The sequence below is a fragment of the Pseudomonas gingeri genome (assembly GCF_013385425.1).
In the GTDB taxonomy this organism is placed as follows: domain Bacteria; phylum Pseudomonadota; class Gammaproteobacteria; order Pseudomonadales; family Pseudomonadaceae; genus Aquipseudomonas; species Aquipseudomonas gingeri_D.
Genome location: NZ_JACAQA010000005.1, coordinates 368,092 through 394,548 on the forward strand (window position 1 = coordinate 368,092; position 26,457 = coordinate 394,548).

The window sequence follows — 26,457 nt, forward strand, 5'->3', positions numbered from 1 at the left end:
TCCTCCGCCTTTTCCCGATTTTCGGTCAACTTTTTCGAGTATGGCCTTTTGTTATTACTGGTGACTCTCTAGAATCCGCTCCGCGCTCCGGCCATGGAGGCGCTATGCCATCAATTAGGGAAGTCGTCATGCAAATTGGAAAAATTCTGGGCTTGGCCCTGGTGCTGGGATTGAGTGGTTGCGCCAGCTTCACCAAGGACGAAGTGGCTCCGGTGAAGATGCCGTCGATGTCCAGCTATTCGAACAAGCCGAATGTCTATGTGGACTTCAAGTTCTACCAAGGTGTGCCAAAAAGCGCTTCCGCCGTTGAAGTTCCACAGGCGCGCGACATGCTCAAGCCTGAACTGCAAAAAGTGCTGAACGATTCCGGGCTCTTTGGGCGGGTCACGCTGGATGAGTTCCAGAAGCAGCCTGGTGATTACAACCTGCACCTCAAGGTTTACAACCATCCGGCGGGTGGTGGCCAACTGGTCATGGGCTTTATCAGTGGCCTCAGCCTTATGATCATTCCGGCAATGGCGACCGATCAATACACCATGAGTCTCGAAGCGGTTGACCAGCAAGGGCTGGCAGTCAGCAATGGGAGCAACCATGACTCGATCAATACCTGGATGGGGATCTGGTTTGTGCCTTTGATGGGCAACACTCCGAAAGCGGCGATCAGCGACACCTTCAGCCGCCAGGTCAATGCGCTGCTCAAGCAAATGGTCGAGAGCAATAGCCTGAAATACTCGGCACTTGATTCCGGCGTACCACGCGCCTGATAAACCAAGGGCCGCAATAGCGGCCCTTTTTTTGCCTTACTTCAAGGCCTGAATGAACTGCGGATCGCTGTACAAGGCTTTCAGCAAATCACGCACCATCGGATTGTAGGCATTGGCGGCGTTCGGAATCGCAATGGCTCCGATAAAATTGCTGCTCCACTCGTGATTCACGTCCTTGGTCGCGTCATAGACCACCTCATTGCCTTTAAGCAAGGTAAAGCGAGCAGAGAGTAGGCCTGTACCGGTACTGGCTCCGGCCGTCAGCTCATTCTTGACCAGCAATACATTCAGGTGCCGCTCCGCTTGAGGGTCCAGCAAGCCGGCTTTGCGCAACTCTTCGTTGATCGCGTCCTGGATATGCAAGGGGATGCTGCCACTCGGCGAGCGGATTGGGTTAGCCCGGACCGTCAGTGAGTCCTGGCCGGGGGCCGCCTTCACCTGGGTATTGCTGATGGGTTGCAGCGGTGGGGTTTGCTTAAGCTGTTGGACGTTTTCGTAGCTCGGTTCGTAGCGGGTCATGGTCACGCCACAACCTTGCAGCAGCAGTGCGAACAATGGAACCAACAGAAGGGACTTCTTCACGGCATATCCTTGCGTGAGTGTAGGGAGGCCGGATTATCGTTTGATGGCCTATAGCTATCAACCATGTTTCAGCTTTGGGTGGAAAAAAGGAAGGAAAGGGGAGCTGAGCTCCCCTTTTTCTGCCTACCTGTTCCCATCAGTTTGTGATTGCTGGTGGTTCCTCTTCCGGCAGCGAATCCACCTGCCGTTGAGCCAGCTCGATCAGATGCACCACGCCCATCGCCACCTTGCGATGGGGGCCGGTGAGGTTGTCGGTGTTTTCGTAGGCGGTGGCCGCAAGGTGAGAAAATTTCTCACGGGCGGCCTGAAAAACGGGGACACATATCACGCCGCTTATAATAGATTTTGTACGGACCTTTCGAATGGATAGAAAACACGATTCTGGATGCTTTTCTAGACCAAACTAAATCACGCCAGATTTTGCGTTGCAGGCAAGTATTGCCCCTATAAAGCGGGTTCAAGTTGAATGCTTTGTACTTTTGTGGTTCTACCCACCATGGATGGCTGACTTTTGGCTTGCAAAATACCTTGATAAACAATAATAAATCAGGAGGTGGTAATGACTACCGAACTTAAACGTGGGCTCAGTCAGCGGCATATAAATATGATCGCTGTAGGCTCTGCTATTGGGGTTGGCCTGTTTTTGGGGTCGGCAAACGCCATTGAAGCGGCTGGCCCTTCTATTGTTCTTGCTTATGCGCTGTGCGGCGCGGCGATACTGTTTGTCATTCGCGCACTTGGGGAGATGGCCGTGGCCAATCCTGTGGCAGGATCATTCAGCCGCTATGCACATATATATATTGGGCCGCTGGCGGGTTTTATAACCGGGTGGACCTACTGGTTTCTCTGGGCGGCTGACGGTATGGCCGAGCTCTCAGCAATATCTCTGTATATGAAGGCGTGGTATCCAAGTGTTCCAAGCTGGGTCTGGGCGTTTTCCGCGCTGATTATTATGCCTCCTTTCAATTTGATTGCGATCAAGGCCTTTGGCGAGTTTGAGTTCTGGGTCTGTCTCATAAAAATTGTCACCGTTTTCGTCATGCTGGCGTTGGGCATAAGCATGATTTTTTGGGGAGTGGGGGAATAGTGGTGTCGCGGTAGGAATTTCCAATATCTGGAGTCACGGTGGATTCTTCCCTAACGGAGGGATGGGCTGGCTTCTAGCGCTTCCAATGGTTGGGTTTGCCTACGTGGGGATTGAAATTATTGGCACGACCGCGGGCGAGGCAAAAAATCCGGAGGTGTCGCTCGCTCGAGCCGTAAATACTATTTTCTGGCGGGTGCTATTTTTTTATGTTGGTACGTTGATCGTTATTTTGGCTGTCATTCCGTGGACGGAAATTACCAGTTCCAGCAGCCCGTTTGTGATGGTCTTCGATAAAATGGGGATTCCTTCCGCTGCGGGAATAGTCAATTTTGCATTGTTGACGACTGCGTTATCTGCGCTTAACGCGGGTCTGTTTAGTAACGGTCGCATGCTTTTTAATTTGTCAGAGCAAGGGCAAGCGCCTGTCTGGATGCAGAAAGTGAATAAGGCAGGTATACCTGTAAACGCGGTATTGGTTTCGATTCTGACGCTGGTCGTGGGGGGCTTTCTAAATTACTTTGCACCAGAAAGCGTTTTTGTATGGATGACAGCCATAGCTACATTTGGTGCGATCTGGACGTGGGGCGTGATTTTGGTGTCGCACTATCGTTACAAAAAATACTTCGCTCTGCCGAATGGCAAGTTCAGGGCGCCATTATTTCCCTTTGGATCTATATTTGCCATTGGGTTTCTCCTGCTGATTTTCGTGGTGATGTTCTTCCAGGCCGATACACGGGTGGCGGTGATAGTAGGGCCTATTTGGCTGTTTATTATGACTGTTGTGTATTTTGCCTGCGGTCACCATAAAGTCGATTCGCTCAGCGTTGAGAGCACGCAGCGTGGTTAAGTAAACGTGGGGTTTGTCGGCTGCGAGCAATGGCGTAAATAAAATTACGCCATTGTTGTTGATGTGGAGAAATGTGTTTCGTACTACCGATCCCCGTTTGGGGTGGGGGTTTCCAATACTCGCACATCCAATGTGGCTTTAACACGATCCATAACGACGATGGTTCGAAACCATTTTACATTCGGGTTGTTGTAGAAAAGGCGTTGGGCGATTTCTTGAAATTCTCCCATGTCGGCGACGGTGAGAACTAATAAGAAATCCGCATCGCCGGTGACGTAATAGCACTGTTGGATTTCCGGGCCGGAGAAAGAAACCTTCATCACGTTTAAATCTGTGGCTTGTGTCCGGTCGGCATGAACCTCGACCACCAGGGTTATTATTTGGCCCACCTTGGTCGGATTGATGACCGCCGTGTTGGCGCAAATTACCCCGATTTTTTGTAGACGCTGAATACGTCGTTGGATGGAAGCGGAGGAGCGGTGGACCTGTTCGGAAAGTTTGCGTAGAGGCATAGTGTTGTCCCTTTGGAGGATGTCCAGAAGAGCCAGATCAAATGTATCCAGCGTAGTATCAACTTTCATATGAAAATACTTCCCGTTTTTCCGTCTAAAAATGATAGCACTTATATGCTTTGACGTAATAAATTACCACTGACACAGGTGAATCTGAAGGAGTTTTTATGCATTGGCACACAAAGCTTGTCCAGCCACAAACGCTCGCGCCAAAAGGGTTTAAGTCGTTAACTGTTCCAACCTATCGAGGCTCGACTGTTCTCTTCGAACGCCAAGCTGACGTTGTCGATCATTGGGAACAGCACGACGATCGTTATACTTATGGTCTTTATGGTACTCCAACTGCACTGGAACTCGGTGCACGCATTTGCCAACTGGAGAATGCTTATCACACCTTCGTGGTACCTGGCGGTCAAGCAGCAATCGCACTTGTCTATTTTGCTACCTGCCAGGCGGGCAGCCATGTATTAGTGCCTTACAATGCATATGGGCCAAATAAAGAAATGGCCAACGGGCTTCTGAAAAGGTTCGGTGTACATGTAGAATTTTATGATCCATTGATCGGAGAGGGCATCGCAGAACTCATCCGGCCTGAGACAGCCTTGATTTGGACGGAGAGTCCAGGGTCCGTCACAATGGAGGTTCAAGACATCCCGGGCATTTGCAAGGCGGCTAGTGCCCTTGGTGTGCCTGTCGCCATCGATAATACTTATTCCGCAGGAATATTGTTCGATGCCTTTGCTCAGGGTGTCAATATTAGCGTGCAAGCACTTACCAAGTATGTCGGTGGGCACAGTGATCTGCTTTTGGGCAGCGTTTCTGTCCGTGATGAACGAACGAAAATGGAGGTGGGGAGCAGCTTTAAGCAGCTGGGTTTGGCGGTATCTCCTGATGATTGCAGTCTGGCCTTGCGTGGGCTTCAAACCCTAGGTATTCGTATGGCGCACCTAGAGAAGTCGACGATTGAAATCGCAGAGTGGCTCGATAGAAACCAGGTGATTCAAACAGTATTTCACCCTGCTTTTCCATCGTGTCCCGGACATGAGTATTGGATCCGGGATTTTATCGGATCGGCAAGTGTATTCTCTGTTTTGTTCAGTGAGGAATACTCCGCCGATCAAGTCCTAAAATTTGTCGATGCACTTCGTCTGTTTAAAATTGGAATGAGTTGGGGCGGCGTCACCAGTTTGGCTCTGGTCTACCCTAAGCTGGATCGGCCGAATAAAGACTATGCCGGACGATTGGTACGACTCAATGTGGGCCTGGAGGACACGGCTGACCTGATCGCTGACTTGAAGCAAGCAATGGAAAAAATGGAAACCATCAGATCAGCAGGCAGTTGCGCGGGTATGAGGCGTTGATTTTGACGGCCTGGCGCAATCCCACCCATAAAAAAACCGGCCACTGAGGGCCGGTTTTTTTTTCTTCGTCGCGCTGTTCAGCAACGTCGGACTGGATTTGATTGGAGCGGGTAGAGGGAATCGAACCCTCAACTAAAGCTTGGGAAGCTTTCGTTTTGCCACTAAACTATACCCGCAGATAGAACGGCTGACTTTGTACCAGATGTGGCCGGGGATTTGAAGTTTTTCTTTGGAAATCTGTGTTTTAACGCGGGCGTCGGGTCGGCGGTAGTGCCGGGAAGGCCAATACCCTTCAGCAGGATCGAGCGTGGCTCCTGTCGGTGCTGGACTTGCCTGCGAGACTTCTGCTGGCCACTCGGGCCTCTTCGCTGGCAAGCCAGGCTCCTACAAGGGATTTGCGTTCATCGAGGGATTTGCGTTCGTTCGCCAGAACTGGGCAACCCCGCGATAGCCCACGTTCACATGGCCTGTGCATGGTGCTCCTGAACGTGTCGGTAGTACCGCGATCGACTTTCCTGGTGCGTCGGCTTGAGGAACTCCAGCAACGCATGACGGCTGTCGCGGCAGGCGGACTTGTGTTCCATGTCGAGAAAGTGCCCGGTGCTGCGGATCGTGGTGAAGTGGCTGTGGCGCACATGCTGGCCAAACTGCAGCGCATCCTTGGGCGAGGTGTATTCGTCCCATTCGCCATTCATGAACAGCACCGGTACTTCGATTCGTTTCGCTGCCGTCAGGTAGCACAGCCGGTCACTGTTGAGCACATGGCCGATATGGAAGTGCATCTGCTCGTATTCATGCTCGGCCAGGCTGCTGACATGCCGGTAGTTGTAGCGCTTGAACAGCGACGGCAAATGCTTGCCGATGGTGCTGTTGACCAGGTGGCCCATGCGGTCGCGGTCGCAGGCGCGGAGGTAGCCGACGCCCCGTTCCAGATAGTCGCGCATCGGTTCGCTGAGCACCGGCGAGAAGGAACTGATCACCGCCTTTTCGATCCGCCGTGGCTGATGCGCCAGGGCCACCAGGGTCGCCGCACTGCCCCAGGAAAAGGACATCACGTGCTCGGCGGCGAAGTGGTCGATCAACTCCAGGAGGATCTGCCCTTCGACTTCCTTGGTCAGCATTTTCTCGTGACGGTTGTGGGCCTTGGACTTGCCCGCGTAGGGCTGGTCGTAGCACACGACGTTATATTGCGGGTGCAGGTTCTTCACTGTCTGTGCAAACGACGCAGTGGTGGCCATCGAGCCGTTGACCAGGATGATGGTCTTTTCTGCGGCATCTGCGCGATAGAACTCCGTGTAAACCCGATACTGCCCCTGTATATCCAACACAGCAATTTCTGGCCTCATGTCAAAAGACTCCTGGCAAGCGGGTATGCGCGCAACGAACTGTGCACGAGCTATATGACAGGTAGGCATTCGCCTGGAATGTTGCAGGCCCATGTCGGTCCGTTGAAGCCTGGCCGACGGGTATTGTTATAGGCGGGCAATCTGCCGGAGAGCGAGAGCCGGTGGGCCTCGCAGCCGACAAAGAGTTTCTTGGAATAGTCATGTGACTCGTCAGTCATATTTTGGCTGACGGTCTGATTCAAGCAGGCATGTGCCGATTGTGCAAGGAACGATTTGTCATAACTCGGTGACTTCTGCTCAGCGGTCGTCGTCGCGCTCAGATCCGGTCGATTTCTTCGCTGCGTAGCGGGCGGTATTGTCCCGGGGCCAGTTGTTCATCCAGCACCAGCGGCCCCATGGCTTCACGGTGCAGGCGCAGGACCTTGTTGTCGAAGTGGCCGAACATGCGCTTGACCTGGTGATAACGGCCTTCGACGATGCTCAACCGGGCGCTGCGCGGGCCGAGCAACTCTAGCGTGGCGGGCTGGGTGGTGAGGTCTTCGAAGGCGAAATACAGGCCACGGGCGAAACTTTCGGCGTACTCGGGGCTGATGATTTGCTCCGTCTCCACGTAGTAGACCTTGGGCAGTTTGGTCTGCGGCTGGGTCAGCCGGCGCGACCACTGGCCATCGTTGGTCAGGATCATCAGCCCGGTGGTGTTGAAGTCCAGGCGGCCGGCGATGTGCAACTCGGCGGCTTCGGGTTCGTCGATCAGGTCGAGGACGGTGCGGTGCTCCGGGTCGCGGGTGGCACTGACGCAGCCCTGGGGTTTGTGCAGCATGAAGTAGCGTGGCGGGCGGCCTGCCTGCAGCACGTCGTCGTCGACCTCGACCTGGCTGAACTCGCGAACTTCATGATGGGGATCGGCGACGATCAGGCCGTCGACCTTGATTCGTTTTTGCACCAGCAACAGGCGCACCTGCTGGCGGTTGAAGCGGGGCAGGTTGCTGAGGAAACGGTCAAGGCGCATGGCTGAAAACTTCGGGGTGGGCGAGCATTTTAGGTTATGGCGCAGGGGTTGGGGGTGCCTTCAGTTGCTCGTCCACTTGCGCGCAACGCGGACACAGGCAGGCGGCGTTGCGCAGTTCGTCGGGCAGGGCTTCGAGTATCGCCGGGTCGATGCTGACGTTGTAGCACCAGCAGGGCCGGTCGGCTGTGCGCGGGTCGGCCAGGGTGCAGTCATTGCGTGCACCGCAGGCCGGGCAGAGGCCGGGGTCATTCATGGGCGGATTTCGACAGGTCGCTGCAGACGCGGTTGCGTCCGCTCTGTTTGGCCCGGTACAGCGCATGATCGGCCCGGGCCAGCAGGCTGTGCAGGGTGTCGTCAGGTTGCAGCGAGGTCAGGCCGATGCTGACGGTTAGTTGCAGGTTTTGGCTGTTGTAGCTGTAGCGTTGTTGTTCGATATGCTGGCGAATTTTCTCGGCGATCAGTTGGGCATTGGCGCCGTCGGTGTCCTTGAGCAGGACAATGAATTCCTCGCCACCCCAGCGGCAAATGATTTCCGACTGACGCAGGCAGCCTTCCAGGTCCCGGGCAAATCCACTCAGTACGGCATCGCCGGCAAGGTGGCCGTGGCTATCGTTGAGTTGCTTGAAGTGATCCAGATCCAGCAGCAGCGCGGTCAGCGGCTTGGGTTCGCGGTGAGCCTCGTGCAAAGCCTGGGCCGCCAGCAGGTCGAAGCCCCGGCGGTTGGGCAGGCCGGTGAGGCTGTCGAGGGTCGCCAGGGCCTGGATCTTGCGCTGATAGCGATGGATCACGCGGTTGAGCAGGGCCAGCACGATCAGGGTCACCACCAGGCAGATCAGCAGGTTCAGGTACAGCGACTGGCGAATCCCGCTGAGGGCGCCGTCTTCGCGCTTGTCGACGAACAGGTACCAATTCAGCTCTGGAATAAAGCGCACATTGAGGAAGTGCTCCTTGCCGTCCGGCTCCGTGTACTCGTAGCTGCCATCGTGGGGCTTGGGCAGCTTGGCCTGCAGGTTCTTCATGCTCGCCAGGTCGTTCAGCGACTGCCCGGCCCGGGCACCTTCGGGGCCGCCGTCGGCGCCGGTCAGTACGAGGCGGCCGAAGGTGTCGACGAAGTACACGCTGCGCTGGTAGCGCTGCTGGTACTTGTCCATCAGCTTGACCACCGCGTCCACGGTCAGGCCGACACCCGCCGCGCCGATAAAGTGCTCGTCGTAGTCGAAGACCTTGTAATTGATGAAGAAGGTCAGGCGGTTATTGTTGGCGGTGTCCGGATCGACATTGATCTCGTAGGGCGCCTGCATGTCCCGCACGCGGAAATACCAGAGGTCGTTGGGGTCGTCGATGCGGATTTTCTTCAACACGCCCTTGGCCTGGTAGTAGGTCAGGTTGCTGGCGGATATGAAGAAGGCGGTGTAGGTGCCGTAGTGGGTCATGACCTCGTTGAGGTAGCGGGTCATCTGCTGCGGGTCGCGTTCGCCGGCCACCACCCAGTCACGCATGAAGGTGTCGCGGGCCATCATCGAGGAAATCAGCACCGGGCGGACCAGGTCCTTCTGGATTTCCGAGTAGACCGTGTCGGAGGTCAGGGGCAGTTCGGTGTTGACGATACCGTCGCGGATCGAGGCGCGCGAGGCATAGTAGCTGAGCAGGGAGGTGGCGAGGAAACCGCTGGCGAGCAGGGCGATCAGCGTCAGGATCAGCGAGCGTTGCGAGTAGAGTACTGAGCGAAGCGGCATGACGATTCCGTAGGCGGGTTCCCGATGGACGCATTCTAGTGGCACGGATAAAAAATGCCTGCACATTTTGCAGGGAGTTCGGGCGTCCCGACCACGGCTTGCTGAATGCTTCCGTATAGGCGGTGGCGGTCTACGCTCATGTGCGACCAACACGAATGAGGGCTGCATCATGGGGTTTGCTTTAACACGGGCCTTGTCAGGCTGTTTGATGTTGCTGTGCCTGGGGTCGGCGCTGGCGGCGACCGCACCGGCGGATAAAGCGCCGGCGGCCAAGGCACTGTTGGAAAAGGCCGTGGCTTATTACCGCGACCAGGGCGACAAGGCATTCGCGGCGTTCAGTCGCCAGGGCGAGTTCGTCGATCAGGACCGCTATGTGTTTGTGGTCGACACCCGAGGGGTGATGCTGGCCAGCGGTGGGCCGTCTTCAGCGTTGATCGGGCGCGACGTATCCGAGGCCCTGGGCCTGGATTTGCGCAAGGCATTCAAGGACACGCTCAAGACCCCGGAAGGCAGCGGCATCCACGAGGCCGAGTATCGCTGGCAGAACTGGAATGATGGCAAGGTCGAGCGCAAGCGGGTGTTTTTCCAGCGGGTCGGTGAGCGTATCCTCGCGGTCGGTTATTACCTGCCCCGAGCCTCGCCGCAGCAGGCCGAAGCCTTGCTGGCCAGGGCGGCGACCGATCTGGGCAAGGACAAGCAGGCCACGCTCGAGTCGATCAATGCACTGGGTTTCCTGGAGGACGACCTGTATGTCTTCGTGGTGGACCTGAAAACCCATCGTTACCTGGCCCACGGGACCAACCTGCGACTGGTGAACACCGACTTCAGCAAAATCAGGGACCCCGACGGCAAACCGGTGGGGGAGCCGATCCTGGCGCTGATGGCCAAGCAGGAGCGCGCAGAGTATGAGTATCGCTGGAAGAACCCGGTGACCGGAAAGATCGAAGACAAGCATGCCTACCTGAGGCGGGTCGGGCAGTACCTGGTGGCGGTCGGCTACTACAGCCCTTGACCGACCCCACCAGGGAATTCCTTCGACTAGCGGGCCTTGTCTTCGCGCCCGCGCAGAACTTTGTTCGGCATCGCCAGCGCCGCCGCCAGACCCAGCAGGGCGACGGCGGCGCTGATCAGCAGCAGGTGCCGGAAGGTCAACAGCAGCTCGGCGCGCAAGGCGTCGCGCGCCGGACCTTCGGCGCTGTTCAGGCCTTCGAGCAGGGCATTGCCCGAACTGCCTTCGGTGACCAGCGAAGCGCCGGCCAAATGGCTCAGGCTGGAGTCCTGCAACAGCGCCAGCAACAACGCCGACATCAGTGCCACGCCCATCGCGCCGCCGAGGGAGCGGAACAGGTTGGTGGTGCTGGTGGCGACGCCGATATCGTGCTGTGCCACGGAGTTCTGCGTACCCACCAGCGAGGTCGGGAATTGCAGGCCGCCGGCGATCCCGCTGAGCAGCATGAACAGGCTGCTGAGCAGCACCGCCTGGGGTGGGGTAAACGCCATGCCGAGGATGCTCAGCGGCATCAATAGCGCACCGATCAGGATCAGCGGTTTGTAGTAGCCGGTCACCGAGGTCCGCCGTCCGGCAAAGTAGGCGCCCATGGGCAGCCCCATCGCCAGCGGCAGCAAGTGCAGGGCCGCGCTGTCGGCGCCGGCCCCGGTCACGCTCTGGAAGCGCAGGGGCATCAGTACGGTGAGGGAGATCGCCTGGAAGCTGGTGAAGAATATCGTGCACCAGCACAGCAGGGCGTTGCGGTTGAGGAACAGGTGCATCGGCAGCAAGGGCTCCACGGTGTGTCGCTCATGCAGGACAAACAGCAGCAGGGCGATCAGCGCCGTGACCAGCAGGCCCAGGACCTGTCCGTCATTCCAGTGGTGGCCCTGGCCGATAAAGGTGATGCCCAGCAGCAGGGCGGTCAGGCCGATGATCATCAGCGCGGTGCCGAGATAGTCGATGATCGGCTTGCGTTGCGGTATCGGCAGGCCGACCAGGGTGCGGTGGGCCACCAGCCAGGCACCCAGGCCCAGCGGCAGGTTGATCAGGAACACCCAGCGCCACGACAGGTACTCGGTCATATAGCCGCCGAGGACCGGCCCGGCCACGCTGGCCACCGCGTACATGCTGCTGAAATACCCCTGGTAACGGCCGCGTTCGCGGGGCGGGATAATGTCGCCGATAATCGCCTGGCTGACCGAAATCATGCCGCCAGCGCCGATGCCCTGGATGATCCGCGCCAGCACCAGTTGTTCCATGTTCTGGGCCAGGCCGCAGAACAGCGAGGCAAGGGTGAACAGGCCCATGCCGAACAGCATCAGCCGGCGTCGACCGTAGAGATCGCCGAGCTTGCCGTAGATCGGCACGGCCACGGTCATGGCCACCATATAGCCGGAAATCACCCAGGCGAGCAGGCCGACATCCTTGAATTGGGCGGAGATGGCGGGCATCGAGACAGCGACAATGGTCTGGTCCAGCGCACCGAGGAAAATCGCCAGCATCAAGGCGATCAGGATACTGCGAATCGCCGGCTTCGTTTGGCCGGGCTGATTGAGATTGGTCACGGTAGAACCTGCAAGCAGTGGTTGACCCGCTCACCAGGCAAGTGCGCGGGGATGCTTGCCAGTGTACTCGATAGCCTGCTATTCGATAGCCTCGTAAGTACAACCGCCGAGATTATCTCAATGCACTCAGGCTGGCCGTATGGGGCACGCAGAAATCCAGGTGGCAGGTGGATAACCCCCGTGGCGTCTGTCGTATCTGTTCTACCCGCCAGGCCGCGGTGGCGTAGAGCGCTACAACGGCGGTGACGGCTAATACGGCGGCACACTTTCTTGTTTTTAGAATATTCATGCTCTTGACCTCTGACTTTGCCGAACTCAGTTCGCTAGAAGGCACTGATTCAAGCCTAGGTCAGTTGTCGGGAGTTGCCAGTCACACCTGGCGTATCGTCGGTGCGCTATTCAGCCGGTGGATCGGCCAGTCCTTATAATCCCTCGTCCCAGAGTGGCACTTCGGGAAAGCGCCGCACCAGGAAGTCGAGCATGCTGCGCAGTGTCGCCGGCATGTGTTTGCGTGAGGCGTACACCGCATAGATATTCATCAGTATCGGTTCGGCCTGGGGCAGCAGGCGCACCAATTCGCCTCGTTTGATATAGGCCCCGGCCTGGTAGGTGGGCAGCATCGAGATGCCGGCCCCGGCGATCACCGCCTGCATCAGGGTGCTGGCCTCGTTGGCGCTGATATTGCCCTGCACCGGCACTGAAACCTGTTCTCCGTCCTGCTTGAAATGCCAGAGGCTTTTGCCGAAGTAGGAGTGGGTCAGGCAGTTGTGTCGGCTCAGGTCTTCCACCCGCTGCGGCGCCGGATGTTCGCGCAGATAGGCCGGGGAAGCGCAGATCACCGAGCGACAGACGGTCAGTCGGCGGGCGATCAGGTTCGGGTCCAGCTCGGTGCTGGTGCGAATCGCCAGGTCGATGCGCTCGTCCACCAGGTTCACCGTGCGGTCGAGCATCTGCAGGTCGACGCTGACGCCCGGATGGTGCTTGACGTATTCGGCCATGGCATCGGCCAGTTGCGCGAGGCCGAAGGAGGTACTGACGCTGATCCGCAACAGCCCGCGCGGCGCCTCGTCCGGAACGCTGACGGCGGCTTGCAGGTCCGCCGACAATTCCAGCATCTGGCGGCAGCGTGGCAGGGTTTCGTTGCCGGCGGCGGTCAGGCTCAGCTTGCGGGTGGTACGGTGCATCAGCCGGGCGCCGACCCAGTCCTCCAGCTCCGCGAGGTAGCGCGATACCACCGGGCGCGACAGGTCCAGATGGTCGGCCGCCGCCGACTGGCTGCCCAGGTCGACCACCGTGACGAAGACCCGCATTGCCGTAAGACGATCCATGATTTGACCACTTTCAGAAACAAACTATGTTCCAGCATCGCATTTTTTGTATCGGTTCGGGCAACTAAGCTCTGTTCATCGCCATCACGGCCAACAGATCTCGGAGTTGCACATGATCGGATTGTCTTTGTTTCGTCGCCTCTTGCTCGCCAGCGCCACCCTGGGTTTTGTCGCCCACGCGGCGGCAGCCCAGCCGGCCTTGACCCTGGATGTCTACAATCCTGGGACCTCGGCGATTTTCCCGGTGAGTTCGGTGCTGGTCAGCGGTGAGAAGGAGGCAATCCTGGTGGATGCCCAGTTCGGCAAATCCCAGGCCGAACAACTGGTGGAAAAAATCCGCGCCAGCGGCAAGCAACTGACCACCATCTACATCAGCCATGGCGACCCGGACTACTACTTCGGCCTGGACACCCTTACCCAGGCATTCCCCCAGGCCAAGGTGCTGGCATCGGCACCGACCGTGGCGCATATCAAGACCACCGTCGACGGCAAGCTAGCGTTCTGGGGGCCGAAAATGGGCGCCGATGTGCCGGCGCACACGGTGCTGCCCCAGGTGCTCAAGGGCGATCGCCTGACGCTGGAAGGGCGTGAGCTGAAGGTGGTCGGTTTGAACAGCCAGCAACCGGATCGCACCTTTGTCTGGATTCCGTCGATCAAGGCGGTCGTGGGCGGTGTGGTGGTGGCGGAAAACATCCATGTGTGGATGGCCGACACCCAGACCGCGCAGTCCCATCGGGCCTGGTTGGCAACGCTGCAACACATCCAGGCGCTGAAACCCAAGACCCTGGTGCCCGGTCACTTCCTTGGCGACAGCTCGCGTTCCCTTGCGGCGGTGCAATTTACCGCGGACTACATCAAGGCCTTCGACGAAGAGACCGCCAAGGCCAAGGATTCCGCTGAACTGATTGCGGCGATGAATAAGCGTTATCCGGGCCTCGGCGAGGAGTCCTCCCTGGAGCTCAGCGCCAAGGTCGCCAAGGGCGAGATGAAGTGGTGAGTTCGCTCACCTGTTGATTGGACGTATCTGTAGATCAGCCTTCCTGCTCCCTGGGCGGGAAGGCCCCCTCGACGCACAGCGTCATTCGATTGGAACTGGAGAGTGTCATGAGCAAGATTGCAATCATTGGTGCCACCGGCCGTGCCGGTAGCCAGTTACTGGAAGAAGCCCTGCGTCGCGGCCACAGCGTGACCGCCATTGCCCGTAACCCGGCGAAGATCGCCGAGCGTGCCGGTGTGCTGAAAAAGGCGGTCGATGCGCTGGATGCCGCGGCGCTGGAAGCGGCGGTTGCCGGTCACGATGTGGTGATCAGCGCCGCGCATTTCGCCACCCTGCCGGCCGCAGCGGTGATCGGTCCGGTGAAGAAGGCCGGGGTCAAGCGCCTGCTGGTGGTCGGTGGGGCCGGTTCGCTGCTGTTGCCAGGTGGCGGTCGGGTGATCGACAGCCCGGGCTTTCCGGCGGAGTACAAGGCTGAGGCCAGTGCGGGGGCGGAGTTCCTTGAGAGCTTGCGCCAGGAAAAGGAACTTGATTGGAGCTTTCTGTCGCCGTCGGCGGAGTTTGTCGAAGGCGAGCGTACCGGGCACTTCCGCCTGGGCAAGGATGACCTGCTGGTGAGTGCCGAAGGTCGCAGCTGGATTACTTTCTCCGACTACGCCATCGCCCTGCTGGATGAAGTCGAGAAGCCTGCGCACTCGCGTCAGCGGTTTGCTGTCGGCTACTGAGTGCGTTAGCGACACCTTTGGACGCCGGCTTGCCGGCGATGAACGATAAAGCGGTCTGTCTGAGACACCGCAGCGTCTGCATCGCCGGCAAGCCGGCTCCTACAGGATCCCTGTCGTGCCATAGATAAGTGGTCGAGCACAAAACTTGTGGGAGCGGAGCTTGCCCGTGAAGCTTTTAGCGCTCTCGAAGAGCCCCATCGCCAGCAAGCCGGCCTCTACAGGTTTTGTGGTGTTCTTGCGATCAACCCCGCTCCGCCGCCTGCGCCACCAGCCACTCCATCAACTCCCGCAACTCTGGCGCCGTCCCGGCCCTTTCCGGGTAGACCAGGTAATACGCCTGCCCGGTGCGCACCCGCAAATCGAACGGCATCACCAACCTTCCGGCACTCAGGTCCTCGCCGATCAACGCCCAATCGCCAATTGCCACGCCAGTGCCCTGGGACGCCACGCTCATCGCCAGGTCCAGGGTGTCGAAATGCTGTCCCTTGCCAATATTGCTGACCCGCGCGCCGGCTACCTTGAGCCAGGCTTCCCAGTCCCGCTGGTCGCGGGTGGGATGCAGGAGCATATGCTGCTCGAGGTCGGCGAAGCTGTTCAGCGGCACCGGACCTTCCAGCAGTTGCGGTGAGCAAACCGGCGTCAGTTGCTCGTCGAACAGATGGTGAGACGCCACCGAGGGCCCCGGCGCCGGGCCATAGACCACGGCGGCATCGAATTCTTCCCGGCGGAAATCCACCGCGTGCTGCACCGTGGTGGTCAGCTCCACGGGCACGTCCGGGCGTTCCTTCTGCCATTGCAACAGGCGTGGCAGCAGCCAGCGCATCATGCAGGTCGGGGCCTTGAGTTGCAGGGCCTCGCGCCGGGCGCCGACCTGATCCACCGCTTCGTCGATCAGGTTGAACACCTGCTGGATCCGCGGAAACAACTCGCGGCCCTGGGCCGTCAGGCTCAGGCCACGGGCCTGGCGCTGGAACAGCGCATAACCCAGGTGGCTCTCCAACCCGGCGATCTGCCGGCTCACCGCACCCTGGGTGATGTGCAGCAGCTCGGCCGCGCGGGTGAAGTTGCAGCACTGGGCGGTGACCAGGAAGGTATGCAGAGCGGGCAGCGGTGGCGGACGTTTCATGGCGGGGCAGCTCAGGCATGACGACAGGACATGCCTAGTATGACTATTTTTGCCTTGTGCCCGCCATCGGCCAAACGCTCCAATAACCCTATCGCTGTGCTCATCGGCAGCATGGCTTATACGAACAAGAAGGGCGGGACAGATGGCGACGTGCGGCGAAGTATTGGTCAAGTTACTGGAAGGCTACGGGGTCGAGCAGGTGTTCGGCATTCCCGGCGTGCATACCGTGGAGCTCTATCGCGGGCTGGCATCATCGAGCATCGAGCATGTCACGCCGCGCCATGAACAGGGCGCCGGCTTTATGGCCGACGGCTATGCCCGCACCAGCGGCAAGCCGGGTGTGTGCTTTATCATCACCGGCCCCGGCATGACCAATATCACCACGGCGATGGGCCAGGCCTATGCCGACTCGATCCCGATGCTGGTGATCTCCAGCGTCCAGTCCCGCAGTCAACTGGGCGGTGGGCGCGGCAAGCTGCACGAGTTGCCGAATCAGGGCACGCTGGTCGCGGGTGTCGCGGCGTTCTCCCATACGCTGATGTCGGCGGCCGAATTGCCGGCGGTGCTGGCCCGGGCCTTCGCGCTGTTCCAGGCCGGGCGGCCGCGTCCGGTGCATATCGAGATTCCTCTCGATGTACTGGTGGAAAACGCCGATGCCTTGCTCGACAGTCAGCCGGTGCAGATTACCCGTGCCGGCGCCGCCCCCGCGGCGATCGCGCAAATGGCCGAACTGCTGGCCAAGGCCCGCCATCCGTTGATCCTCGCCGGTGGCGGTGCCATCGATGCTGCCGCCGCGCTGACCCGGTTGGCGGAGCGGCTGGAGGCTCCGGTGGCCCTGACCATCAATGCCAAGGGCATGTTGCCGTCGCGCCATCCGCTGCTGATCGGATCGACCCAATCCATGGTCGCCACCCGTGCCCTGGTGGCGGATGCCGACGTGGTCCTGGCCATCGGCACGGAGCTGGCGGAAACCGACTACGACATCACCTTTGCCGGTGGTTTCGAGATTCCCGGCACCTTGCTGCGGGTCGATATCGACCCGGATCAGACCGTGCGCAACTATCCGCCCAAGGTCGCGCTGGTGTCCGATTCGCGGACCGCCGCCGAGGCGTTGCTCGCCGCCGTCGAAGGCCAGGCGCTGGCTGCACGCCAAGGCGATTGGGGACCGCAACGCGCCGCCGCCTTGCGCGCCGAACTGGATGCGCTTTGGGACGCTCCGACCCGTGCCCAGACGCAATTCCTCAACACCGTTCTCGAGGTGTTGCCGGAGGCGGTGCTGGTGGGTGACTCGACCCAACCGGTCTACACCGGCAACCTGACCCTGAACCCGGAGCACCCACGGCGCTGGTTCAACTCGTCCACCGGCTACGGCACCCTCGGTTATGCCTTGCCGGCGGCCATCGGTGCCTGGTTGGGCGGCGCCAGCGAACGCAGCCAGCGGCCTCCTGTGGTCTGCCTGATCGGTGACGGCGGCTTGCAGTTCACCCTGTCGGAACTGGCCAGCGCGGTGGAAGCGCGGACCCCGATCATCGTGCTGCTGTGGAACAACCAGGGCTACGAAGAGATCAAGAAATACATGGTCAATCGCGCTATCACCCCGGTTGGCGTGGATATCTATACCCCGGACTTTATCGGTGTTGCCCGAGCCCTGGGTTGCGTGGCCGAGGCCGTTTCCGGTGTTGAGACCTTGCGTAGCGCCCTGGAGGCCGCCGCGGATCGCCAGGGACCGACCCTGATCGAAATCGACCAGCACCTGTGGATGGAAGGGGAGGCCTGGTGATGAAAGCGCAAATGAATCAGGACGGCCTCTATATCGACGGCCAATGGCGTTCCGGCAGCGAACAGCTACGGGTGATCAATCCGGCGACTGAGGCTCTGCTCGGCAGCGTTTCCGGTGGCAATGGGCAGGCGGTGGATCAGGCGGTGAGCGCGGCGAACCGGGCTTTTGCCGGTTGGTCGGCGACCACCGGGGCACAGCGTGGCGCTGTACTGCGCAGGATTGCCGAGGGCGTGCGCGAGCGCCGCGAAACCCTGATGCACCTGCAATCGAGCAACAACGGCAAACCGCTGTTCGAGGCGGGCATCGATGTCGATGATGTGATTGCCACCTTTGAATATTACGCGGGCCTGGCCGAGGCCCTCGACGGGCAGCAGGACAAAACGGTCGAGCTGCCCAGCGACGCCTTCGCCGCCCATGTCCGCCGCGAGCCGTGCGGGGTGGTGGGGCTGATCGTGCCGTGGAATTTCCCGATGGTCACCACTGCCTGGAAGCTGGCTCCGGCCCTGGCCGCCGGTTGCTGCGTGGTGCTCAAACCCTCGGAAGTCACGCCGCTGCCGGAGCTGGAACTGGCGTCGATCATTGCTGAGAGCGGCTTGCCGGCCGGGGTCTTCAACCTGGTCTGCGGCACCGGCCTGGCCGTCGGCGCACCATTGGCGGCCGACCCTCGGGTGGCGAAGATTTCCTTCACCGGCAGCAATGCGGTGGGAGTCCAGGTGATGCAGCGGGCAGCGGAAACCGTGAAGGGCGTCAGCCTGGAACTGGGGGGCAAATCGGCGCTGCTGGTGATGGCCGATGCCGACCTCGATCTGGCGGTTGAGCTCGCCAGTGGCGGCGGTTTCTTCAATGCCGGGCAGATGTGCTCGGCCACCAGCCGGGTGCTGGTGGCGGAGGAGATCGCCGATGAATTCCTGTTGCGCCTCACTGCGCGGGCCGAAGCCATTCGCGTGGCGGACCCGTTCGACCCCGAGGTGGAAATGGGCGCGCTGGTCAACCAGGCGCAATACCAGCGTGTGCTCGCTCATATCGACCGTGGCCTGAGTGTCGGTGCCCGACTGGTCTGTGGCGGCGGACGTCCGCCGGAGCTCGCGCGCGGTTATTTTTTGCGACCGACCATCTTCACCGAAGTGCCCCTGGACAGTGCGTTATGGCGTGAAGAGATTTTCGGCCCGGTGCTCTGTGTGCGCAGTTTTACCAGCGAGGCCGAGGCATTGGCGCTGGCCAACGACAGCGAGTTCGGTCTGGTGGCCAGTGTGGTCAGCCGCAATGCCCAGACCGCGCAGCGTATCGCCAATGCCTTGCAGGCTGGGCTGGTATGGATCAACGCGCCGCAGGTGATCTTTCCGCAAACCGCCTGGGGCGGCTACAAGCAGAGCAGCCTGGGCCGTGAGCTGGGGCCTTGGGGCTTGCAGGCCTTCCAGGAAATCAAACATGTGATTCGCGCCCTGTAAAACAGGGCAGTGCATGCCTCGAAATGAGGCATGCGCCGAGTGCATGGCTTCAATGACAAACTTTCGATTGTTGCCGGTCCCAGGCGACCTCAGGATGAACCCGCCGACTCAGCTACGACCCACGGTCCACGGGGGCTCCAGCGAGATCGAAGACCGGCCGCAGACGTTGCGACCGACCTCATACCTAAAAGAATAAAGGGAGTCCGAAATGGGCCAGTACGACCTGAACAGAAGGCAGTTCATCAAGACCGTGGGCGTCGCTTCGGTGGCCGCCGCCGCCATGAGCATGCCGTTTATCCGGGCCAATGCCAGCGATACTCGCTTCCAGGGCAAGACCCTGAAGCTGCTGACCTGGTCCGATGACACCGGCCTTGCCGCCCTGCGCAATATCGCCGCGACCTTCGAGGCCAAGACCGGCGCCAAGGTGATCGCCGACCGCACCGGCAGCACCTCGGAAATGGTCGCCAAGCTCAAGGCCGGCGGTGATCGTCCGCAGTACGACATCATCACCCTGGCCGGTGTCGGCGCCGAAGGTCTGGCCGCTGCCGGGCTCCTGGAAAAACCCGATCTGAACCGCATTCCCAACCTGGTCGACGTGCCGGAAAAATACCGTACCGGCGCCAACGGCCATGGCATCGGCTACCTGCTCTGGTGCAACAGCCTGGTCTACAGCACCCGCACCGTGAAAGAAGCGCCGGACAGCTATGCGGCGCTGTGGGACAAGGACTTCGCCAGCAACCTGTTCCTGCCGCCGCCGAACTGGACCGAGGCCATGGACCTGATCATCATCGCCGCCAAGCTGGCCGGTGGTGATGAGCACAATATCGAGCCGGGCTTCAAGAAACTCGCCGAGCTCAAGGACCGCGTGGTCACCCTCGGGGAGAACCCCAACCAGATCGCCGAGCTGTTCCGTACCGGCTCCCTGGACCTGGGCGGCCTGTATGCCCCGGCGTTCTTTCCGAAACAGATTCGTGATCCGGCCTACGGCCTGGGTGCCACATTCGGTATGAAGGAAGGCTTCTACACCGACCTGATGCTCTCGGTGATGCCGAAGAATCGCCCTGGCGATACCGACCTGGCCTACGCCTTTATCGACCATTCGCTCGACCCGCTGGTGCAGGGCAAGATGGCCGAAGACATCTTCAACGGTCCGGTCAATGCCAAGGCGATCATCTCCGCCGAAGCGCGCAAAAGCCCGTACATCCTGACCCCGGAACAGATTGCCGATAAGGCCATCATGCACGACAACGCTTTCCTGGCGACGGTGCATGACCAGTGGATTCGCCGCTATACGGAAATCTTTTCGTCCTGAGGTTCAGGTCGCGCCAGGATTCGAAGACACCGCGCAACCTGTAGGAGCAGGCGGTCCGGCGTCCCGGCTTGCCCGCGAAGCTTTTGGCGTTCTTGAGGACGCCTTCGCTGGCAAGCCAGGCTCCTACAAGGACCGCGTTCAGTCCTGATGATCAAGCGCGTCCGCCAGGTGCCTGGCTTGTTGATGATTTCTCTCAGTCGAGACTCTTTTTATGGAACACCAACCTCTGACCCGGCCGGTCGGCGTGGCTTTGCCGCGACCCTGCGCGGGTATTTCGCCCACCGCCCGGGCCTGGCTTTTCCTTTCGCCGTCGATGCTGTTTCTCGCCGTGCTGATTCTCGCCAGCCTGCTGGTGCTCAGGATGAGCGTCGGCACCAAGGGCGCCGAATGGACCGGCTTCAGCCTCGCCAGCTACGCGCAGTTGCTTGAACCCTACTACCTCAAGTCGTTGCTGCTGACCCTGCGCCTGGCGCTGTTCAGCGCCGTGATCGCGGTGCTGCTGGCGATCCCCGTGGCCTACACCATGTCGCGCCTGACCTCGCCGTTTCTGCGGCGAATCTTCCTCGCCGCGGTGCTCCTGCCGCTGCTGGTCAACCTTTTGCTGCAAAGCTACGGCTGGCTGGTGATTCTCGGTCCCGGCGGCATGCTCAACCAGGCGCTGATGGGCCTGGGCCTGATCAAGCGCCCGATCATGCTGCTGTACAACCAGAACGGCGTGTTGATGGGCCTGGTGCAGACCGCTTTTCCCCTCGCGGTCCTGCCTATCGCCAGCGCCATGCGTGGTGTCGCCCGCACCTACGAAGAGGCCGCCGCGACCCTCGGCGCCAGCCGCTTCCAGGTGTTTCGCCAAGTAGTCCTGCCGATGAGCCTGCCGGGCATCATCACCGGCGCGACCCTGGTGTTCGCCTACAACGCCAGCAGCTTTGTCGTGCCCCTGCTGCTGGGCGGTCGGCGTGTACCGATGCTGGCGGTGATGGTCCATGACCAGATTGCCCCGCTGATGAACTGGCCGGCGGCTTCGGCGGCCGGCGTGGTCCTGATCATCACCACCCTGGCGATCATGACCTTGTCCGAATACGTCACCGGCCGTCGGCGCCGGATGCTGGAGTCCTGCCAATGAGCCTGTCGTCGTCCAAACGCCTGTCGATCCTGCCGGGGGAGACCGGGCGCTTCGCCGGGATTCTTTCGGGGATCATCCTGCTGCTGGCGGTGCTGCCGATCCTGACCATGATCGTCATGTCCTTCAGCGGTGCCTCGAACCTCGACTTCCCGCCCAGCAGCTACAGCCTGCAATGGTATCGCGCGGCCTGGCAGACCTTCGTCTCACCCGATAGCAGCGATGTGCTGAGCCTGGGCAAGGCGATGACCACCAGCCTGCTGGTGGCCTGCCTGACCATGGTGTTTGCGACCCTGGTGGCGGTGCCCGCTGCTTATGCGCTGGTGCGTTGCGAATTTCGTGGCAAGGCCGTGGCGTTGCAACTGATGTCCCTGCCCCTGGTGTTTCCGATGGTGGTGCTGGGCCTGGCGTTGCTGTTGGTGTTCGACAGCCTGCCGTTCCAGATGAGCTTCTCGCGGTTGGTGATTGCCCACGTGATCCTGGCCTTGCCCTTCGTGGTGAAGAACTGCACGGCGGCCATGCTCTCCATCGGCAGCGAGGTCGAGGAGGCGGCGCAGATGCTTGGTGCTTCGCCGCAGCGGGCGATCCTCGATGTGGTGGTGCCGTTGATGAAGTCGGGGATTCTCGCCGGGATGCTGCTGGCGTTCATCGTCTCGTTCAACGAGTTCACCGTGACCTATTTCCTCTACACCATCGACGTGATGACCGTGCCGATCTGGATGTACAGCCGCACCGTCTCGTCCCTGGACCCTACTGTTTTCTCCTTTGCCGTGCTGATCGTGCTGATCGACTTCGTCCTGATCTGGGCGTTGGAGAAGCTGGTGGGCGAGGGCGGCGTTTCCTTCTGATTTCTTGAGGTAAGCAACATGACTGGACTGATTCTGGAAAACGTCGAAAAGCACTACGGCCTGGCCTGTGCGGTGAAGGACGTCAATCTGCACCTGCCCGAAGGCAAGCTGGTGTGCTTCCTCGGCCCTTCGGGGTGCGGCAAGACCACCTTGCTGCGGATGATCGCCGGCCTGGAAACCCTCAGCGGTGGCGAGATCCGCCTGGACGGCGAGGACATCGGCCAGACCCCGGCGCACCTGCGCAACTTCGGCATGGTGTTCCAGTCCCTGGCGCTGTTTCCCCATATGACCGTGGGCGAGAACATCGCCTATCCGCTGAAGCTGCGCGGGGTCGGCAAGGCCGAGCAGCAGGCGCGGGTGGTCGAACTGCTGCAACTGATTCAACTGAGCGAGATGACCGGCCGGCCGGTGTCCAAGCTCTCAGGTGGCCAGCGCCAGCGGGTGGCGATTGCCCGGGCGATTGCCGCGCGGCCCAAGCTCCTGCTGCTGGATGAGCCGCTGTCGGCGCTGGATGCCAAGTTGCGCGAATCGATGCAGGTGGAAATCCGCCAGCTGCAACAGCGCCTGAACATCACCACCATCATGGTCACCCACGACCAGCGCGAGGCGATGACCATGGCCGATATCGTGGTGGTGCTGGGCGAGCATCGGGTGCAGCAGGTGGGCACGCCGATCGAGATCTATCGGCACCCGGCCAATGAGTTCGTCGCCGACTTTATCGGTTCGGGCAATATCTTTCCGGCCACTGTGCTGGGCGGCGGAAGGATCGGCTTGCCAGGAGGCGAGAGCATCGAGGTACCGAGCAGTGCAGGTGTCGAGACCGGTAAGCAGGTGCGGATGCTGGTGCGCCCGGAAGACCTGCAACTCTCCGCGCCCGAGTCGACGGCGGGGCACAATCGCCTGCTCGGCACGGTGATCTTCGTCCGCGATATCGGCTCGACCATTGAAACCATCGTCGAGTGTTCCGGTGTGTCGTTCACGGCGCTGAGCACGCCGTGCCAGGGCATCGGCCTGGGGGTGGGGCATAGGGTCTCGGTGACCATTCCGGCCGAGGCGTGCCGGGTTCTGGCAGCCTAGCGCCTAGACACTCAGGCGCAACCGCGCCAGGTCGCGCAGCGGTGGCGCGCCGAACAGCCGGCTGTATTCGCGGCTGAACTGCGAGGGGCTTTCATAGCCCACGCGGTAGCCCGCCGCCGAGGCGTCCAGGCCTTCGATCAGCATCAGCCGCCGCGCTTCCTGCAGGCGCAGCTGCTTCTGGTACTGCAACGGGCTCATGGATGTCATCGCCTTGAACCGGTGATGCAGGGTCGACACGCTCAGGTTGGCCTCGCGGGCCAGGCTGTCGATGCGCAGCGGTTGTTCGAAATTGCCGTTCAACCACTTGATCGCCTGGCTGACCCGGTGGCTCTGGCTATTGGCGATGGCGATTTCATACAGCCGGTAGCCCTGGGGGCTGCGCAGCAGTCGATAGAGAATTTCCCGACGGATCAGCGGCGCGAGCATGTTGATGTCTTTCGGGCTGTCGAGCAGGCGGGTCAGGCGCAGCAGGGCATCGAACATCTGTGTGTCCAGGCGCTCGACATACAAGCCGCGCCCGGTGGGCCGGCTGGGCACGCCCATGGGGCCGGCCTCGGCAATCAAGGCACTGATTTCGGCCGGATCGATATCCACGCGCAAGGCGAGGATCGGGTGTTCCGGCGAGACACTGGTGATCCGCCCGCAAATCGGCATGGAAACCGAGACCACCATGTAGTTCAGCGGGTCGTAGACAAAGTTCTCATCCCCCAGGCGTACTTCCTTGCGACCCTGGGCCATGACACACAGGGCCGGCTGGGCCAGGACCGGGGAGAATTCGTGGGGCTGGCCATGGCGCGACAGGTGCAGCGAGCCCACCGCGGTGGCGTAGCTGCCGTCTTCACCGGTGTTGCGGTAGATGATCTCGGCCAGCTCCGCGCGCAACTTTTCCATTTCTACCGGCAGGGGGACTTGGGGTTGATCGAGCAAGGACATGGCGGGCCCTGGAGGTGATTGCGAATGGGGCAAGCTTAAGTTTGGGCAATCCGCAACGCCAGGACAATACTGCGCAATTCTTGCCTGATTCTGCAGTCTTTTCATATGACGGTCATATTACAGGCGGCCAGGCGCCGGGAATTTGCTCAAAACGCGGTGGGGAGGGAGAGGGCAGTCCGGGGGCCTCGGCGCTGGCGGGAATCGGTGTCGCGGCAGGATTGTGCAATAAGCCGGCAGGAATCGACTAACGACCCCTCGTCAAACGCTCTAATCTCTGTTCCTGTCGCAGTCAGTCCCCGGGCTGATTGAGCGAGTACAACTTCTCTTCGGGAGCGTCGCGCATGTCCAAGCCTATCCCCGTCAGTCATATGGCCTTTGTTCGTGCACGCCCTGGGCGTTCCGCCGAGCTGGGCGCACGGCTGAGCAGCCTGATCGAACCCTCCCGCCAGGCCTCCGGTTGCCTGCAATTTTCCCTGCAGCACTCCCTGGCCGATGCCGACCTGTGGTTGGTATCCGGATTCTGGATCAACCAACCGGCCATGACAGCCTACTTCAATACCCCGGCCATGCAGGTCTTTGCCGAGCTGGTCCAGGACCTGGTGGTCGACAGCTTCGACTTCCATACCTTCAGCGATGTCAGCGCGGCCCGGGCCCAGTGCGATTTTCATCTGTCCAGCGCAGGTGCCTTGCAGCAGTTGGCCAGCTGAAGGTTTAGAATGCCGGCCAATCAATTGGCCGGGATAACAGGCATGGCACGTAAAGCATTCACACACTTCGAAGCCGTTTCGGCGGTGGTTCCCGGTGAGGGCGGTTATAGCGCGGCGATTGCCGTGAAAGCCCTGGACGGTTCCGGTGCACCACGGTTTCACAAAATACTCGATGAACAGAAGTTCAAGACCGCCTTCGAGGCCGACGAGGCTGCCGCGCAAGAGCTTGCGCGACTGGCTGATGTCGACGAAGAGGGTGAGTTGGCCTGGTCGGTGGTTTAACGACCGGGTCTATCGTGGACGGTACATCTTGAACAAGGCTTCCGGGCCCAACTGGAAGTAGTCCGCCGGGCCACCGCCGCGCAGAATCGGTTCGGCGGCGGCGGTGTCGTAGACCCCATCCTTGAGCAGCCACTTGGCGATATGCACGGCGACCACTTCGCCGAGCACCAGCCAGGTGGGCACCAACGCCTGATCGGCCCGTTGCAGTTGAATGATCTGGGTGACCTTGCATTCGAACGACACCGGGCTTTCCTGTACCCGTGGCACCTTGATGATCCGCGAGGCGGAGGGGGTGAGGCCGGACAGTTCGAATTCATCGACCTCGGCGGGCGCGGCCGCGGAACTCTGGTTCATGGCTTCGGCCAGGGGCCGGGTGGCGAGGTTCCAGGCGAACTCACCGGTTTGTTCGATGTTGTTCAGGCTGTCTTTGCGACCGACGCTGGCGAAACCGACGATTGGCGGAATGTAGTTGAACGCGTTGAAAAAGCTGTAGGGCGCCAGGTTCAGCCGGCCTTGGGAATCCTGCGAGGAAATCCAGCCGATGGGCCGTGGGCCGACGATGGCATTGAACGGGTCGTGGGGCAGGCCGTGGCCGTTGGCGGGTTCGTAGTAGTGGATGGCATCGGACATGGTTCGAGGTTCCGTGAGCAGGATGGGGCAGGTGCACAGTGTGCTGTGCCTGATTATGAAATGCGATAGTCGGATGTCTGCGCATTTGTGGCGAGCGGGCTTGCCCGCGCTGGGCCGCGAAGCGGCCCTAAAACCGGCGAATCCTGTGCATCAGGTAGAACGAGGTGGTTGGTTTTGCGACTGCTTCGCAGCCGAGCGCGGGCAAGCCCGCTCGCCACATGGGGCCTTCACCGCCTGGGAGTTTTGTATTTCTGCCCCCCAGAAATGACTAAGCCCGGCCGAGGCCGGGCTGTGATGCCGTTTCTGAAGAGGTTAACTGATAGCTGCGGCGGTACCGGTGCGATCGAAGC

At 60.4% G+C, this 26,457-nt stretch carries 25 protein-coding genes, 1 tRNA gene and 1 pseudogene; 14 read left to right on the plus strand and 13 right to left on the minus strand.

Annotated elements, in window-relative coordinates:
* Positions 1 to 128 precede the first annotated feature (128 nt).
* A complete protein-coding gene (locus HX830_RS09425; protein ID WP_152738001.1) occupies positions 129 to 764 on the plus strand; it encodes a hypothetical protein in 636 nt (211 codons plus the stop codon).
* 36 nt (positions 765 to 800) lie between these two features.
* Here HX830_RS09425 and HX830_RS09430 read toward each other — a convergent pair whose 3' ends face one another.
* Complete coding sequence (locus tag HX830_RS09430; RefSeq protein WP_177099892.1) at positions 801 to 1,346, minus strand: hypothetical protein; 546 nt, start codon at positions 1,344 to 1,346, stop codon at positions 801 to 803.
* A 136-nt stretch (positions 1,347 to 1,482) separates the two neighbouring features.
* Positions 1,483 to 1,674, minus strand: a complete 192-nt coding sequence (locus tag HX830_RS32445; protein ID WP_152738003.1) for a DUF6124 family protein — start codon at positions 1,672 to 1,674, stop codon at positions 1,483 to 1,485.
* A 231-nt stretch (positions 1,675 to 1,905) separates the two neighbouring features.
* Here HX830_RS32445 and HX830_RS09435 point away from each other — a divergent pair.
* Positions 1,906 to 3,280, plus strand: a pseudogene (locus HX830_RS09435) (amino acid permease).
* An 83-nt stretch (positions 3,281 to 3,363) separates the two neighbouring features.
* Here HX830_RS09435 and HX830_RS09440 read toward each other — a convergent pair.
* Positions 3,364 to 3,861 (minus strand): Lrp/AsnC family transcriptional regulator, encoded by a 498-nt coding sequence (locus HX830_RS09440; RefSeq protein ID WP_152738010.1) that lies wholly within the window; start codon positions 3,859 to 3,861, stop codon positions 3,364 to 3,366.
* A 98-nt stretch (positions 3,862 to 3,959) separates the two neighbouring features.
* Between HX830_RS09440 and HX830_RS09445 the strand changes: the two genes are divergently transcribed.
* Positions 3,960 to 5,153, plus strand: a complete 1,194-nt coding sequence (locus HX830_RS09445; protein WP_177099894.1) for a cystathionine beta-lyase — start codon at positions 3,960 to 3,962, stop codon at positions 5,151 to 5,153.
* 102 nt (positions 5,154 to 5,255) lie between these two features.
* Here the strand turns inward: HX830_RS09445 and HX830_RS09450 are convergent.
* From HX830_RS09450 to HX830_RS09470, 5 genes are all read right to left on the minus strand, one after another.
* Positions 5,256 to 5,329 (minus strand) — tRNA-Gly (locus tag HX830_RS09450).
* Positions 5,330 to 5,611: 282 nt separating this feature from the next.
* Complete coding sequence (locus HX830_RS09455) at positions 5,612 to 6,499, minus strand: alpha/beta fold hydrolase (protein ID WP_152738016.1); 888 nt, start codon at positions 6,497 to 6,499, stop codon at positions 5,612 to 5,614.
* Between the two features lie 316 nt (positions 6,500 to 6,815).
* Positions 6,816 to 7,508: a pseudouridine synthase gene (locus HX830_RS09460; protein WP_177099896.1), complete on the minus strand. Its 693-nt coding sequence runs from the start codon at positions 7,506 to 7,508 to the stop codon at positions 6,816 to 6,818.
* A 34-nt stretch (positions 7,509 to 7,542) separates the two neighbouring features.
* Positions 7,543 to 7,761: a cysteine-rich CWC family protein gene (locus HX830_RS09465; RefSeq protein ID WP_177099898.1), complete on the minus strand. Its 219-nt coding sequence runs from the start codon at positions 7,759 to 7,761 to the stop codon at positions 7,543 to 7,545.
* A complete protein-coding gene (locus HX830_RS09470) occupies positions 7,754 to 9,244 on the minus strand; it encodes a sensor domain-containing diguanylate cyclase (protein ID WP_152738022.1) in 1,491 nt (496 codons plus the stop codon). The genes HX830_RS09465 and HX830_RS09470 overlap by 8 nt, the downstream gene beginning before the upstream one ends.
* Before the next feature lie 169 nt (positions 9,245 to 9,413).
* Here HX830_RS09470 and HX830_RS09475 point away from each other — a divergent pair, with 169 nt between their 5' ends.
* Positions 9,414 to 10,256 carry a cache domain-containing protein gene (locus HX830_RS09475; protein ID WP_177099900.1) on the plus strand — a complete coding sequence of 281 codons (843 nt, stop codon included), beginning with the start codon at positions 9,414 to 9,416 and terminating at the stop codon, positions 10,254 to 10,256.
* Between the two features lie 26 nt (positions 10,257 to 10,282).
* On the opposite strand, the gene HX830_RS09480 is transcribed toward HX830_RS09475, so the two are convergent.
* Together HX830_RS09480 and HX830_RS09485 are read right to left on the minus strand one after the other, a co-directional pair.
* Positions 10,283 to 11,800: an MDR family MFS transporter gene (locus tag HX830_RS09480; RefSeq protein ID WP_177099902.1), complete on the minus strand. Its 1,518-nt coding sequence runs from the start codon at positions 11,798 to 11,800 to the stop codon at positions 10,283 to 10,285.
* 422 nt (positions 11,801 to 12,222) lie between these two features.
* Positions 12,223 to 13,128: a LysR family transcriptional regulator gene (locus HX830_RS09485; RefSeq protein ID WP_103496363.1), complete on the minus strand. Its 906-nt coding sequence runs from the start codon at positions 13,126 to 13,128 to the stop codon at positions 12,223 to 12,225.
* A gap of 112 nt (positions 13,129 to 13,240) precedes the next feature.
* Between HX830_RS09485 and HX830_RS09490 the strand changes: the two genes are divergently transcribed.
* Both HX830_RS09490 and HX830_RS09495 read left to right on the plus strand, forming a co-directional pair.
* Complete coding sequence (locus HX830_RS09490) at positions 13,241 to 14,125, plus strand: MBL fold metallo-hydrolase (protein WP_177099904.1); 885 nt, start codon at positions 13,241 to 13,243, stop codon at positions 14,123 to 14,125.
* 107 nt (positions 14,126 to 14,232) lie between these two features.
* On the plus strand, positions 14,233 to 14,847 hold the full coding sequence (locus HX830_RS09495) for an NAD(P)-dependent oxidoreductase (RefSeq protein WP_177099906.1): 615 nt from the start codon (positions 14,233 to 14,235) through the stop codon (positions 14,845 to 14,847).
* A gap of 241 nt (positions 14,848 to 15,088) precedes the next feature.
* Here the strand turns inward: HX830_RS09495 and HX830_RS09500 are convergent, their stop codons facing one another.
* Positions 15,089 to 15,973: a LysR substrate-binding domain-containing protein gene (locus HX830_RS09500; RefSeq protein ID WP_177099908.1), complete on the minus strand. Its 885-nt coding sequence runs from the start codon at positions 15,971 to 15,973 to the stop codon at positions 15,089 to 15,091.
* Between the two features lie 142 nt (positions 15,974 to 16,115).
* Between HX830_RS09500 and HX830_RS09505 the strand changes: the two genes are divergently transcribed.
* From HX830_RS09505 to HX830_RS09530, 6 genes are all read left to right on the plus strand, one after another.
* Entirely contained in the window at positions 16,116 to 17,753 is a 1,638-nt protein-coding gene (locus HX830_RS09505; RefSeq protein WP_177099910.1) for a 5-guanidino-2-oxopentanoate decarboxylase, read from the plus strand.
* Positions 17,753 to 19,201 (plus strand): aldehyde dehydrogenase family protein, encoded by a 1,449-nt coding sequence (locus tag HX830_RS09510; protein ID WP_177099912.1) that lies wholly within the window; start codon positions 17,753 to 17,755, stop codon positions 19,199 to 19,201. The genes HX830_RS09505 and HX830_RS09510 overlap by 1 nt, the downstream gene beginning before the upstream one ends.
* A gap of 208 nt (positions 19,202 to 19,409) precedes the next feature.
* Positions 19,410 to 20,513, plus strand: coding sequence for an extracellular solute-binding protein (locus HX830_RS09515; protein ID WP_103496369.1), 1,104 nt, complete (start codon positions 19,410 to 19,412; stop codon positions 20,511 to 20,513).
* Positions 20,514 to 20,724: 211 nt separating this feature from the next.
* Complete coding sequence (locus HX830_RS09520) at positions 20,725 to 21,633, plus strand: ABC transporter permease (RefSeq protein WP_177099913.1); 909 nt, start codon at positions 20,725 to 20,727, stop codon at positions 21,631 to 21,633.
* Positions 21,630 to 22,478, plus strand: a complete 849-nt coding sequence (locus HX830_RS09525; RefSeq protein WP_152738047.1) for an ABC transporter permease — start codon at positions 21,630 to 21,632, stop codon at positions 22,476 to 22,478. The genes HX830_RS09520 and HX830_RS09525 overlap by 4 nt, the downstream gene beginning before the upstream one ends.
* 18 nt (positions 22,479 to 22,496) lie before the next feature.
* On the plus strand, positions 22,497 to 23,555 hold the full coding sequence (locus tag HX830_RS09530) for an ABC transporter ATP-binding protein (protein ID WP_177099915.1): 1,059 nt from the start codon (positions 22,497 to 22,499) through the stop codon (positions 23,553 to 23,555).
* Positions 23,556 to 23,558: 3 nt separating this feature from the next.
* On the opposite strand, the gene HX830_RS09535 is transcribed toward HX830_RS09530, so the two are convergent.
* Positions 23,559 to 24,488 carry an AraC family transcriptional regulator gene (locus HX830_RS09535; RefSeq protein ID WP_103497877.1) on the minus strand — a complete coding sequence of 310 codons (930 nt, stop codon included), beginning with the start codon at positions 24,486 to 24,488 and terminating at the stop codon, positions 23,559 to 23,561.
* A gap of 341 nt (positions 24,489 to 24,829) precedes the next feature.
* Here HX830_RS09535 and HX830_RS09540 point away from each other — a divergent pair, with 341 nt between their 5' ends.
* The gene (locus tag HX830_RS09540; RefSeq protein WP_177099917.1) at positions 24,830 to 25,195 is read left to right on the plus strand and encodes an antibiotic biosynthesis monooxygenase family protein; all 366 of its coding nucleotides are present in this window, start codon (positions 24,830 to 24,832) and stop codon (positions 25,193 to 25,195) included.
* A gap of 42 nt (positions 25,196 to 25,237) precedes the next feature.
* Positions 25,238 to 25,477, plus strand: coding sequence for a hypothetical protein (locus tag HX830_RS09545; RefSeq protein WP_177099919.1), 240 nt, complete (start codon positions 25,238 to 25,240; stop codon positions 25,475 to 25,477).
* Positions 25,478 to 25,486: 9 nt separating this feature from the next.
* Here the strand turns inward: HX830_RS09545 and HX830_RS09550 are convergent, their stop codons facing one another.
* Positions 25,487 to 26,107 carry a flavin reductase family protein gene (locus tag HX830_RS09550; protein ID WP_177099921.1) on the minus strand — a complete coding sequence of 207 codons (621 nt, stop codon included), beginning with the start codon at positions 26,105 to 26,107 and terminating at the stop codon, positions 25,487 to 25,489.
* Positions 26,108 to 26,457 lie beyond the last annotated feature (350 nt).

What these genes read in the sequence shown, in the direction of transcription:
- HX830_RS09425 (WP_152738001.1), top strand. Translation starts at nt 129, where the DNA reads ATGCAAATTGGAAAAATTCTGGGCTTGGCCCTGGTGCTGGGATTGAGT.
- HX830_RS09510 (WP_177099912.1), top strand. Translation starts at nt 17,753, where the DNA reads ATGAAAGCGCAAATGAATCAGGACGGCCTCTATATCGACGGCCAATGG.
- HX830_RS09470 (WP_152738022.1), bottom strand. Translation starts at nt 9,244, where the DNA reads ATGCCGCTTCGCTCAGTACTCTACTCGCAACGCTCGCTGATCCTGACG.
- HX830_RS09445 (WP_177099894.1), top strand. Translation starts at nt 3,960, where the DNA reads ATGCATTGGCACACAAAGCTTGTCCAGCCACAAACGCTCGCGCCAAAA.
- HX830_RS09540 (WP_177099917.1), top strand. Translation starts at nt 24,830, where the DNA reads ATGTCCAAGCCTATCCCCGTCAGTCATATGGCCTTTGTTCGTGCACGC.
- HX830_RS09505 (WP_177099910.1), top strand. Translation starts at nt 16,116, where the DNA reads ATGGCGACGTGCGGCGAAGTATTGGTCAAGTTACTGGAAGGCTACGGG.
- HX830_RS09520 (WP_177099913.1), top strand. Translation starts at nt 20,725, where the DNA reads ATGGAACACCAACCTCTGACCCGGCCGGTCGGCGTGGCTTTGCCGCGA.
- HX830_RS09490 (WP_177099904.1), top strand. Translation starts at nt 13,241, where the DNA reads ATGATCGGATTGTCTTTGTTTCGTCGCCTCTTGCTCGCCAGCGCCACC.
- HX830_RS09495 (WP_177099906.1), top strand. Translation starts at nt 14,233, where the DNA reads ATGAGCAAGATTGCAATCATTGGTGCCACCGGCCGTGCCGGTAGCCAG.
- HX830_RS09515 (WP_103496369.1), top strand. Translation starts at nt 19,410, where the DNA reads ATGGGCCAGTACGACCTGAACAGAAGGCAGTTCATCAAGACCGTGGGC.
- HX830_RS09440 (WP_152738010.1), bottom strand. Translation starts at nt 3,861, where the DNA reads ATGAAAGTTGATACTACGCTGGATACATTTGATCTGGCTCTTCTGGAC.
- HX830_RS09535 (WP_103497877.1), bottom strand. Translation starts at nt 24,488, where the DNA reads ATGTCCTTGCTCGATCAACCCCAAGTCCCCCTGCCGGTAGAAATGGAA.
- HX830_RS09455 (WP_152738016.1), bottom strand. Translation starts at nt 6,499, where the DNA reads ATGAGGCCAGAAATTGCTGTGTTGGATATACAGGGGCAGTATCGGGTT.
- HX830_RS09485 (WP_103496363.1), bottom strand. Translation starts at nt 13,128, where the DNA reads ATGGATCGTCTTACGGCAATGCGGGTCTTCGTCACGGTGGTCGACCTG.
- HX830_RS09500 (WP_177099908.1), bottom strand. Translation starts at nt 15,973, where the DNA reads ATGAAACGTCCGCCACCGCTGCCCGCTCTGCATACCTTCCTGGTCACC.
- HX830_RS09545 (WP_177099919.1), top strand. Translation starts at nt 25,238, where the DNA reads ATGGCACGTAAAGCATTCACACACTTCGAAGCCGTTTCGGCGGTGGTT.
- HX830_RS09465 (WP_177099898.1), bottom strand. Translation starts at nt 7,761, where the DNA reads ATGAATGACCCCGGCCTCTGCCCGGCCTGCGGTGCACGCAATGACTGC.
- HX830_RS09550 (WP_177099921.1), bottom strand. Translation starts at nt 26,107, where the DNA reads ATGTCCGATGCCATCCACTACTACGAACCCGCCAACGGCCACGGCCTG.
- HX830_RS09525 (WP_152738047.1), top strand. Translation starts at nt 21,630, where the DNA reads ATGAGCCTGTCGTCGTCCAAACGCCTGTCGATCCTGCCGGGGGAGACC.
- HX830_RS09530 (WP_177099915.1), top strand. Translation starts at nt 22,497, where the DNA reads ATGACTGGACTGATTCTGGAAAACGTCGAAAAGCACTACGGCCTGGCC.
- HX830_RS09475 (WP_177099900.1), top strand. Translation starts at nt 9,414, where the DNA reads ATGGGGTTTGCTTTAACACGGGCCTTGTCAGGCTGTTTGATGTTGCTG.
- HX830_RS09460 (WP_177099896.1), bottom strand. Translation starts at nt 7,508, where the DNA reads ATGCGCCTTGACCGTTTCCTCAGCAACCTGCCCCGCTTCAACCGCCAG.